The sequence below is a fragment of the Filifactor alocis ATCC 35896 genome (genome assembly GCF_000163895.2).
GTDB lineage: Bacteria > Bacillota > Clostridia > Peptostreptococcales > Filifactoraceae > Filifactor > Filifactor alocis.
This window is the reverse complement of record NC_016630.1, coordinates 1,637,306-1,648,998: the sequence shown is the minus strand read 5'-3', so window position 1 is coordinate 1,648,998 and position 11,693 is coordinate 1,637,306. Positions and strand designations below refer to the sequence as shown.

At 38.1% G+C, this 11,693-nt stretch carries 7 protein-coding genes; all 7 read left to right on the top strand.

The window, feature by feature from the left end:
• The first annotated feature begins 36 nt into the window (after positions 1 to 36).
• The 7 genes from HMPREF0389_RS07340 (at position 37) to priA (ending at position 11,602) form a co-directional block, all read left to right on the top strand.
• On the top strand, positions 37 to 1,359 hold the full coding sequence (locus HMPREF0389_RS07340; protein ID WP_041251073.1) for a pyrimidine-nucleoside phosphorylase: 1,323 nt from the start codon (positions 37 to 39) through the stop codon (positions 1,357 to 1,359).
• Between the two features lie 70 nt (positions 1,360 to 1,429).
• Positions 1,430 to 2,095, top strand: coding sequence for a deoxyribose-phosphate aldolase (gene deoC, locus HMPREF0389_RS07335; protein ID WP_014262997.1), 666 nt, complete (start codon positions 1,430 to 1,432; stop codon positions 2,093 to 2,095).
• Positions 2,096 to 2,131: 36 nt separating this feature from the next.
• Positions 2,132 to 3,244 (top strand): BMP family lipoprotein, encoded by a 1,113-nt coding sequence (locus tag HMPREF0389_RS07330; protein ID WP_014262996.1) that lies wholly within the window; start codon positions 2,132 to 2,134, stop codon positions 3,242 to 3,244.
• A 267-nt stretch (positions 3,245 to 3,511) separates the two neighbouring features.
• Positions 3,512 to 4,333 carry a purine-nucleoside phosphorylase gene (locus HMPREF0389_RS07325; protein WP_014262995.1) on the top strand — a complete coding sequence of 274 codons (822 nt, stop codon included), beginning with the start codon at positions 3,512 to 3,514 and terminating at the stop codon, positions 4,331 to 4,333.
• A 384-nt stretch (positions 4,334 to 4,717) separates the two neighbouring features.
• Positions 4,718 to 7,156, top strand: coding sequence for a Cna B-type domain-containing protein (locus tag HMPREF0389_RS07320; protein WP_041250848.1), 2,439 nt, complete (start codon positions 4,718 to 4,720; stop codon positions 7,154 to 7,156).
• 434 nt (positions 7,157 to 7,590) lie between these two features.
• Complete coding sequence (locus HMPREF0389_RS07315) at positions 7,591 to 8,691, top strand: acyltransferase (RefSeq protein WP_014262993.1); 1,101 nt, start codon at positions 7,591 to 7,593, stop codon at positions 8,689 to 8,691.
• Between the two features lie 673 nt (positions 8,692 to 9,364).
• Positions 9,365 to 11,602 carry a replication restart helicase PriA gene (gene priA / locus HMPREF0389_RS07310; RefSeq protein ID WP_014262992.1) on the top strand — a complete coding sequence of 746 codons (2,238 nt, stop codon included), beginning with the start codon at positions 9,365 to 9,367 and terminating at the stop codon, positions 11,600 to 11,602.
• The last annotated feature ends 91 nt before the right edge of the window (positions 11,603 to 11,693 follow it).

Sequence of the window (11,693 nt, the reverse complement as noted above, 5' to 3'; positions counted from 1 at the left end):
GATATGAAACAGAGAATGTGAGGGAACACAATGGCAATAAGAATGTATGATTTGATTATCAAAAAAAGAAACGGAAAATCCCTGACGAAAGAAGAAATCGACTATATGGTAACAAGCTATGTTCAAGGAACGATTCCGGACTATCAGATGTCAGCATTTCTGATGGCTGTTTATTTTCAGGGGATGACAAAAGAAGAGACAGCAACAATGACACAAGCAGTCGCCCATTCCGGAGATATGGTTGATTTGTCGAGCATACATGGAATGAAAGTGGATAAGCATTCTACAGGCGGAGTTGGAGATAAGACCACTCTGATTGTTGCACCAATTGTTGCTGCTTGTGGAGTGAAGGTGGCAAAGATGTCAGGCAGAGGGTTGGGACATACCGGAGGAACAGTGGATAAGTTGGAATCGATTCCGGGTTTTCAAACCACACTGACAGAAGAAAAATTTTTTGAAGTGGTGAACAAGACAGGATTGAGCGTAATCGGTCAATCAGGCAACTTAGCACCTGCCGACAAAAAACTGTATGCTCTTCGGGATGTGACTGCAACTGTAGACAGCATTCCTTTGATTGCAGTGTCCATTATGAGCAAAAAGCTTGCTGCCGGAAATGACGGAATTGTTTTGGATGTCAAAACAGGCAGCGGTGCTTTTATGAAAACGGTGGAAGATTCGATTGAACTTGCCAAAGAAATGGTTTCTATCGGCGAACACGCAGGAAAAAAGACCGTTGCGTTGATTACAGATATGGATATTCCGCTTGGAAAAAATATCGGAAACAATCTTGAAGTAAAAGAAGCGGTACAAACCTTGAAAGGACAGGGACCGAAGGATTTGACAGAAGTGTGTTTGCAACTTGCGGGGAATATGATGTACCTTGCAGGAAAAGGAAGTATAGAGGAGTGTATTCGACTTGCAAAGAAGACATTGGAAGACGGGAGTGCACTTTGTAAATTGGTAGAAATGGTAGGAGCTCAAGGTGGAGACAGTTCTGTTATTTTAGACACCGAAAAATTTGAGAAAGCACCGTTTTCATATGATGTTTTGGCAAAAGAAGACGGCTATATTCACGATATGAATACAGAAAGTTGCGGCATTGCCTCCGTGATGTTGGGAGCCGGAAGAGAAACAAAAGACAGTGAGATTGACTATACGGCAGGTATTATCATTGAGAAGAAGACAGGAGATTATGTCAAAAAAGGAGAACGAATCGCTGTATTCTACGCATCGAAAGAAGAACTGTTCCAAGATGCGGAAGAGAGATATCAATCGGCAATTCAGATTCAGCCTACAGAACCTGCGCATATTCCTTTGATATATGCTCGTGTGACCAAAGATAAGGTAGAGAGATTTTAGCAAAATATTTTTCTTTTTCATTTAAGAGGAAAAGAAAAACCGATTGTATGGAATTGTATGGAGGAAAGAAATGGAAACAAAAGAAATTTTAAGCCATGTAGATCACACACAGTTAAAAGCATTTGCTACATGGAATGACATTCAAACATTGTGTGAGGAAGCAATCGAGTATCAAACAGCATCTGTTTGCATTCCGCAGTCCTATATCAAGCGTGTGCATGATAAGTATCAGGACAAAATCAATATCTGTACGGTGGTGGGATTTCCGTTAGGTTATAATTCTACAGAGTCCAAGATTGCAGAGGTAAAACAGGCAATTTTGGACGGAGCGAACGAAATTGATATGGTCATCAACATCGGCGATGTCAAAAACGGTGACTACGATAAAGTGACAGAAGAGATTAAACGATTAAAAGAAACCGCCGGAAATCATATTTTGAAAGTGATTGTTGAAACTTGCTACTTGACAAATGAAGAAAAAATTGCTATATGTAAATCAGTAACTCAAGCAGGTGCTGATTATATAAAAACATCCACAGGTTTCGGCACAGGGGGTGCCACGCTCGAAGACATCCGATTATTCAAAAAATATATTGGAGAACATGTGAAAATGAAAGCTGCGGGAGGCGTTAAGAGTGTAGCGGACATGGAAGCATTTATCGAAGCGGGATGTGACAGAATCGGTACAAGTTCTGCGATTTCCATGATAAAAGGTCAGGAAACAAAGGGGTATTAAAAAATAGCGTATTGTATTTGAGGAGGAAAAAACAATATGAAAAAGAAATTAGTGAGTGCAGTTTTGGCAAGTCTTATGGTAGTAGGTCTGTTATCCGGATGTGGAGCAAATAAGCCTGATGAGGATGTTCCTTATACAGAAGGAGAAAGCAAAGACGGTTATGAATTAGCTTTGATTACAGATGTCGGCACAATTGATGACAAGTCATTCAACCAAGGTTCCTGGGAAGGCTTGAAAAAATATGCAGATGAGCATGGAATCACTTGCAAATACTACAAACCGACAGAAAAATCAGATAAAGCTTGCATCAATGCCATTGATTTAGCAGTAAAAGGCGGAGCAAAATTGATTGTAACACCGGGATTTTTATTTGAACATCCGGTATATGAAGCACAAACGAAATATCCTGATGTAAAATTTGTTATTATCGATGCGGCTCCTGTAAATGACAACAAAGAAGTAGAAATTGCAGAAAATGTTCACTCTATTTTCTATGCAGAAGAACAAGCGGGATATATCGCAGGTTACGCAGCGGTAAAAGACGGATATCGTAAACTTGGTTTCATGGGTGGAATCGCTGTTCCTGCTGTAGTTCGTTTCGGATACGGATATATCCAAGGAGCAGATGCGGCAGCAAAAGAACTTGGACTTGCAAAAGGCGACGTTACTTTGAAATACACATACGTAGGAAACTTCGATGCAACTCCTGACAATGCGGCAAAAGCTTCCGCATGGTTCAACGAAGGAACAGAATGTATCTTTGCTTGTGGCGGCGGAGTAGGAAACTCCGTTATGAAAGCTGCCGAAACAGCAGGAAAAGTAGTAATCGGTGTAGACGTAGACCAATCAAAAGAATCAGAAACAGTTATCACTTCCGCTATGAAAAACTTGGGAGACTCCGTATACGGCGCGATAGACAACTTCTACCAAGATAAATTTGAAGGTGGAGTAAGCGTTGTATTGGATGCATCTACAAACGGAATTCAACTTCCGATGGAAACATCTAAATTCAAAACATTCAACCAAGCAGATTATGACAAAATTTATGCAGGCTTGAAAGACGGAAGTATCAAAGTAGAAAAAGATACCGTTGCAGAAGATGCAGACAAAGTTCCTGCAGAAATCGTTACTGTAGAAAATATAAAATAACAAGAATGACAATAGTTAGGGGTTGGAACGAAATGTTCTACCCCTATTATTTTAAGTAAAGAAGAGAATCATACAAAACACAAGCAATCAACTTACAGAGAGCAATCACTTGCTAAGGATATTTCAGTTGTTGTATCATGTTTGAAATGCCATATTGAAGTCAAATTTGATATCAGAAAACAGAAAAGGAATCATAGCAAGTGAGTTTGATAGCAGTGTAGATGAATTTGAAAAATCATTTAATTTGACAGAGAAAGGAAAAAAGGAATGAATCCGGTTTATGAAAAGTTAAACAAGTGTTTTCACAGTTTGAAAGAAAAAGTAGATTTTCAGCCCGAAGTAGCCCTTATTTTAGGCTCAGGTTTGGGAGATTTCGCAGAAGAAATCAATATTGTCACAACAGTAGATTATCATGAAATCGAAGGATTTCCAATTTCAACGGTAAAAGGACATAAAGGACGTTTTGTATTCGGATATGTAGAAAATACACCGGTTGTCATTATGCAAGGACGTGTTCATTATTATGAAGGATATCCGATGAGTGATGTTGTTTTGCCGACCAGATTGATGGGAATGTTGGGAGCAAAAAAACTGTTCTTAACCAATGCGGCAGGCGGAGTGAACACCGATTATAAGCCGGGAGATTTTATGATGATTACTGATCATATTGCAACAGGTGTTCCAAGTCCGTTGATTGGAGAAAATTTGGAAGAATTGGGAACCAGATTTCCTGATATGAGTGATATCTATAGTCCAAGAATACAAGATATTATCAAAGAAAGCGGAAAACGGTTGGGAATTGAACTGAGAGAAGGTATCTATATCCAATTGACCGGACCTGCGTATGAAACTCCTGCGGAGATAAGAATGTGCAGAATACTGGGTGGAGATGCAGTAGGCATGAGTACTGCATGCGAAGCGACCGCTGCAAGGCATATGGGAATGGAAGTTTGCGGAATCTCTTGTATTACCAATATGGCGGCAGGAGTTTCCAAAGAGAAATTAAATCACAAAGAAGTACAAGAAACGGCAGACCGTGTATCCAAAGAATTCAAAGCATTGGTGTCCTATCTTATTCCAAGAATATAAGGAAGGTAAGCCTTTAAGAATGCCTATGATATCGACCGATTAAGAAAAATAGAAGTGCTTGCTATGATACGAAAACCTAATCGAATATCATAGCTTTCACTTTGAAAAAAACTCCATTTCACTTTGTATGTAGGTACCGGAATAGAGATATTATTTTCTAATAGTAACTCTATATAGAGGGGAGCGAAACAGATGATAATACAGAGAGGCGGAACGAGATTTTTTCGATTGTCGATTGTATATAAATTGTTATAGAAAATCATAATTTTTTGTAGAAATTGTATTGATAGTATGCTACAATAGAAAAATCAATTCGATTATTCAAAAAAAGAGTGCAGTTTTTTTGAGTAATCGACAAAATAAATGGATAAGGGAGAGATGCAAATGAAACAAAAGAAAAACTTTCGACAGATTTTTTCTGTTTTTTTGACTTGTATGATGATAATCGGAGTGGCTTTGGTTAATGATCATATATTTGTTGAAGGCGAAGGAAAACCACAAGCAGAACAACAAGTACAAGAAGGAGAACCGCAACAAGAACCGAAACAAGGACAAGAACCCGGACAACAAGAACAAGGACAAGGAGACTCAGGAAAACCGGGAGAACTACCGGGAAAACCGGAAGAAGTAAAATTACGAGAAGAACCGAAAAAAGTAGAAGTTGATATTACAGAGTTTACTGTCACAAATGCGAATGGTTCTGTAGAACCGGATGGATATATTGCCAATCAAATATTTCGATTGAATTGTAAGTGGGAAGTCTTAGATAAGGCTAAGATATTGAATGAGGGAGATTATTTTCAGTTGGACTTGCCGACTGAGTTTAATTTTCCCGAAGAGGAACAATATCTTAAATTTGATTTGCTTTTAGAGAATGAAACAACCGTGGTTGCAAAGGCTGTAATTACACGACAAGATTCCGGTGGAGGTACAATCAAAGTTACCTTTACAGATTATGTAAACGGTAAACAAATCAAAGATGGAAAGATGAATTTAACGGCGAGATGGCAAGACATAGATTCGATTGTAGGATCGACTGAAAAGAACATCAAGTTTGGCTCAGCGACAGCAACCATTAAGTTAAAACCATATATACCACCGAATTATGCACAAGAAGTCCTTTATAAGACCACGGGACAAACATTGACAGACAAAGGTTGGGTTAGATGGAGGATCAGAGTTAATACTAATGGTAGTTTAAAGAGTGCTGTTGTTACAGATACATTGAGGGTAAAAGCTCCAGGCAATTTGGATGGTATTGAGTATGTTGGGAAGTTTATGTTACATGAATTGGAGTTGAAAAATGGAAAACTTGTTGAAAAGAGTGGAGAGGATATAAGTGATAATATTGAGTTTTTCAATGATAAACGTTCATTTAAGTATGACTTTGGAGATCTTAACGGGAAAAGGTATATACTATATTACTACACAAATTATAAACAAGGTCTTTTATTAGAAAATACTGCAGTGCTTAACGGAAAGAATTCTAATGGTGATGATGTAGGAACTGTGAGGGCATATGGTATATTTTTAGATTCCCAATCAGGTGGTGGAGTGAATGACGATTTTAACAGCAGGATTAAGATTATCAAATTTGATGGATGGGATCAAACAAAAACAACAAAGCTAAAAGGTGCAAAATTTAAAATCACAAAAAAAGGTACGGGTGACAGCATTTATGTAGAAACTGATGTAAATGGTGAAGCTTTAACTATGCCGATTACGCCGGGAGAGTATACCATAAAAGAAACAGAAGCTCCACAGCATTATATGAAAGACGATCAAGAATATACGGTTCCTGTTTCATCCGACAAGCTCACAAGAATAAATATTGGGAATGCACCGGAAACAATAGATATTAAGGTGAGAAAAGAATGGATAGGTTTTGAGAAACCTTCAATAAAGGTTGTTTTGTATGCTAATAAAGTTAAAGTGGAAGAGCATGAGCTAACAGCTCCAAGTTGGGAATATACATTTAAAAATTTTAGGAAATATGATCAAAATACAGGTACAGAAATAATTTATACTGTAGATGAAGAAGTTGTTCCGACAGGATATGAACGTTCGATTACAGGCTCTCCAAAAGACGAATTTGTAATCACCAATAAGCAAAAAACAATAGACATAAAAGGTGAAAAGACTTGGGATGATAATAACAACGCAGAAAATAAACGTCCTGAATCAATTACAGTCATTCTTTATGCAAACGGACATCAAATTCAGAACCCTGAAGTGCGTCCTGATGCAAACGGTAAGTGGACATATAGCTTTGAAGGATTGCAAGAATATGATAGTCAGGGCAATAAAATTACCTATACCATAAAAGAAGAACCTGTTCCTGGTTATACCTCTGAAGTTAATGGCTATAATATCACAAACACATATAATCCTCAAAACTCTGGTGGTGGAGGTTCCGGTGGCGGTCAATCAGGCGGCGGTTCCGGCGGAACAGGTGGAGATGATTCCAATAAACCGAAACCGAACGATCCGAAACCAAACAATCCGAAACCGAACAATCCTACACAAAACGGACCTACACCATCGGATGATTCCACAGGAATGGGAGGAGCAACACCACCTGACAGTTCCGTAGTGTCTAATGATTCTACAACATCTAAAAACACTGTAGCACCGAAGAATCAAAAAATGCCGAAAAGTCCTGTGTTGACTGACAAGCAGGGAGTAAAGAAAACAGCTCAAGCGGGTCGCAGACTTCCGAAAACAGGAGAAGGAGCAAATCCGACTTTATATGCATGGATGTTAGGTGCATTGGGAAGTATGCTTGTTTTGGTCGGTTATCGAAAAAGAAAAACCGTAAAGTAACAAAATACTTTATGAAAGATAATTAAAATAAGATATAACGGTAGGGATATTCTTCAGTAGAATAAGACAAAGAGACTATCCGAACTGTGTTTAGAAGACTTTTGCACAAAGGTGTGGGAGTCTTCTTTTTGTTTCTTTAGACAACAGTAGCCGGGATAATACCGAATCTATCTTCTCAAATTTGAAAGAAATTCTCTATTGAACCTTGTCTTTATTGAAGTAACCGAGTAATATAGTGGTGGAGTCATGAATCATAAACAGTAACTTAACATGATGACAGATAGAAAGGGTAACGAAGAATCGTGTTAGTCATTTTTTGAAAAAATCTAACTGTGGTTTATGAACGGAAACATACAATTTGTGAATTCACTGTATCGGGTGTTGGTCTAATATAGGATAGATACAAATAAGTCGGAGTAAGGGGAGTATCGTTTATGGGAAATAGAAATTTGAAAGAAATAGCAGTTCTGCGAAGTATCGTAATGCTGATGGTAATTACCATTCATTTTTTGAATCTCCCTCATGTCTGTTTACAGATGGGAAGTTACGGACAGGGATTTTATGTGATATGGCGTGCAATGTTGGTTTGTGCAGTTCCTTGTTTTATGTTTTTGAGTATGATGATGGTGTCATACCATGCCAAAGAAAAAGAAGGCTTTGATACGATGAAATTTTTCAAAAAAAGAATTTATCGTATTGTAATACCGTATCTTGCATGGAGTATGATATACTTGGCTTTTTACTATGTTGTTCATCGATATACAAAGGAAGATTTTGCAAAAGCATCTAACTGGATTTATTGGTTAGGTTACGGAAAAGCGAATGACCATCTGTATTTCATGATGATTATGTGTCAATTTTATCTTCTCACACCGTTACTGTACCCGCTTGCAAAAAGATATCAGAATTCTCTTGGAATCGCACTTGCCATAGGTTTGCTTCCACAGGTAGCAATCTATTGGTTAAACAGATTGTATATTCATGAAGTCTATCCTTTGTTCACTTCCTCTTTTGCATGGTATTGGTGTATCGGATTTTTGGGATTGTGGTTCGGATTCGAGTATGAAAAGAATATTGCTTTTTTCAAAAAGCATTGCAAAGTGATAGTTGCGTTGAATGCAATTTCCTTTGGAATTCATTTCTTTTACAGTAATAAATTGTGGCATCAACTGTGGGAAAAAATATCCTTTGATACATTTCCTTACACTGTGAATATGTACTCTTATACGTTGTTGTGTATTGTATCATTACTGTTATTTGCAATGAAAGTATCTGATTCTGAGAAGGACGGTTTTCAAAACAAAATAAACGGTTTCTTGAATGAAGTATCCAAGTATTCTTATGGAATCTATTTGATGCATCCGCTGTTTATGTTTGTGTTGAGAAAAAAACTGACGATAAGCAATCCGTATCTTTGGCTTCCGATCATATTGGTAACAGTTCCGATGTTGACATATCTTTGCGGAGTGATTACAAAATACGGTGAAAAGTTACCGGTTGTGTCCTATGCATTTGGTGTGAGTCGCAAGAAATAAGAACAGAAATCGTAAGGGAATGCTAAACAATAGAAGTTTTTATTTTGTCTGAATAATGTATTGAGACAAAAGAAATGATATTGTGAAGCGCAATGTTTTGTATTCAAACATTTCATATTCAAAAATTAGAGAATGGCAATTGATTGAGAATTCGGAGCAGGTATGATACGAAACCCGAACGGATAAAAGTTCTGTTCATTTTCTTTGAACATTACGGATACGATTGGTTCAAAACAATAATAATGTTGTTTATAAATTGTTCTGACGAAATTCAGTATTAGAAAGAAATAGCGTTCGGTAAAAGGAAAAATTTTGAAAATAGAAACGCTTGAAGACTGCAGAGAGGACAAACCTCTCTGTTTTTATATGTATGATTTGCCTTTTGAACAATTGAATTTTTATGTTTGTACGAATATAATAGAGTTACAGCTTTCATACAGAAGTGAGAGTAGGTCTGACAATGAAACATAAGATAGTGAGACTGTATTACCGGTTATTTTGTTGATTGGAAGTTTTATATTAGGAGTATGAAATGCATCGGAGTAAACAAGAGCAGAAAGAACGAGTTGTATTTTGAAATAGTAACGATATAGCAATGGAACAGAGAATCGGATGAAGTCGGAAAGCAGATAAGCAATAAAGAACAGATGAGTGATAAAAGAGGATGGGTAGATTGAAACAGTTGATAGAAGTTGCCATTTTAAGCAGAGGTAGCGGAATTTATACAAAATTTGATTATTATGCGGATTCTTGTGTTCAAATCGGGCAGAGGGTGGAGGTTCCGTTCGGAAAAGGCAGTTCTGTTGCACTGGGAATGGTGGTTGGAATTGACAAAGAACCGGAGCAGAATATGGAATACAAAGAAGTATTGCGATGTATTGATGAAACACCTGTTGTAGATCAGGCGATATTGGATATTTCCAAAGAGATTGCCGACGACTACCTCTGTTCTTTTCAAGATGCTGTCGGATTGTTTTTGCCCAAGGGAGAAAAAGCGACATTTGACAAAACAAAGGTCGTCCTTTCTTTGGCAACACAGGAGCAGTGGGATGAGTATCTCTTATCCCAGAGAAAAAATGCTTATATTAAGTTGGAATTGGCAAGAAGGTTGTCGCAAGTGGGAGAGCTATCGTGGGAAGAGATTCGAAATGATATCACACCTCATCCGTCTGCTCCGATTCAACAAATGGAAGAAAAGGGACTTGTAAAGGTCATTGTTCAGGAACACAATCGGTTTGAAACAAAGAAATCACAGTGGATTCCTGCAGCAAACCTTATGTTCAGCAAAGAACAGAACGATGTTACTGAAGAAATTTGGAACGGTTCAACAGAAGACGGGAGTAAAACCTATTTGATTCATGGAATTACAGGTTCCGGAAAAACGGAAATCTATATTGAATTGATACGAAGAACGGTTCAACAGGGAAAGCAGGCTATTGTTCTGGTTCCTGAAATTTCACTCACTCCGCAGATGATAGAACGATTTCAAAAGATTTTTGGAGACGGAGTTGCATTTTTGCACAGCGCCTTGACGGAAAAAGAGAAAAAAATTCAGTGGCATAAGATGAAACAAGGAGCTTGTTCGATTGCCATCGGACCGCGCTCGGCACTGTTTGTACCGTTTTGGAATTTGGGCATGATTATCGTAGACGAGTGTCACGAAGATACGTATCACTCTGAGATGACACCGAGATATGATGCGGTGGAAGTGGCAAAAAAATTAGGGGACTATCGCAATGCGACGGTTGTATTGGGTTCGGCAACGCCTACGATTGAACAGTTATATGATTGCCAAAACGGAAGTATGATTCGTTTGAACTTGGAGAATCGTGTGAACGGAGCGATTCTTCCTCAAATATCCGTTGTGGATATGAGAGAAGAATTGAGAAACGGAAACAATTCGATGTTCAGCGGATATCTTTTGTTTCGGATTCGAGAGACACTTGAAAAAGGAGAACAGGTGCTGTTGTTTTTGAATAAGCGAGGTTTTTCCAAGAGTTTGACTTGTACAGACTGCGGTTATGTTCACAAATGTCCCAACTGTGATATCACTTTGACGTATCATAAGCAAAACAATGCACTGAAATGTCACTATTGCAATTATCAGATGCCATTCGACAGAACTTGTCCGGACTGTGGCGGAATACTGAAAGATATTTCCTTCGGGACACAAAAAATTCAAGAGTTGATTGAGGAAGAATTTTCGAATGCGAAAGTGATTCGCATGGACAGAGATACGACCGAGAAAAGAGGACAACAGGAACAATATTTGAAATCCTTTGAAAGAGGAGAAGCGAATGTTCTGATTGGAACGCAGATGATAGGCAAAGGACTCAACTTTCCCAATGTGACATTGGTAGGAATTTTGCAGGCGGATCAGGGAATGGATATGCCGGATTATCGAGGAAGCGAAAAAGTGTTTCAAATGTTGGAGCAGGTTTCGGGACGTGCCGGAAGATTTGAGAAACGGGGAGAATCTGTGATTCAGACCTATCGAACGGAAAGCAGTCTGTTTCATTATCTTTTGGAACGAGATTACGACGGATTTTATCAGGAAGAGCTTGCGATTCGAAAGGCGTTCTTTTATCCGCCGTATGGGAGTATTTTTCGAATTGTGGTAAGTTCCGTTTCTTTGGATGACAGTGCGGAAACGGCAAAACGATGGGAGCAGGCTCTGCATTTTTATTTTCAAAAGAAGAATCTACAATCCGCTATTTTGGGACCGGCACCTTGTTTGATTCAGCGATTGGAAAAAAAATATCGATGGCATCTGTTGATTAAGGTAAAAAATTTAGAAGAAGAAACCGTGATTCGTAACATGATTCGATATCTTCAAACAGTGAAGAGAAATGTGTTGTATGGAAAGAAAAGTGTTGTCATTGTGGAAAAAAATCCCAGGAATATTTTGTAGAAATATGCGGAAATTGCACTTTATCCTATAAAACCTAACGGATGATAGAACAATGCAATAGAATGCAAAAAAATACAGGATAAAAAGTATT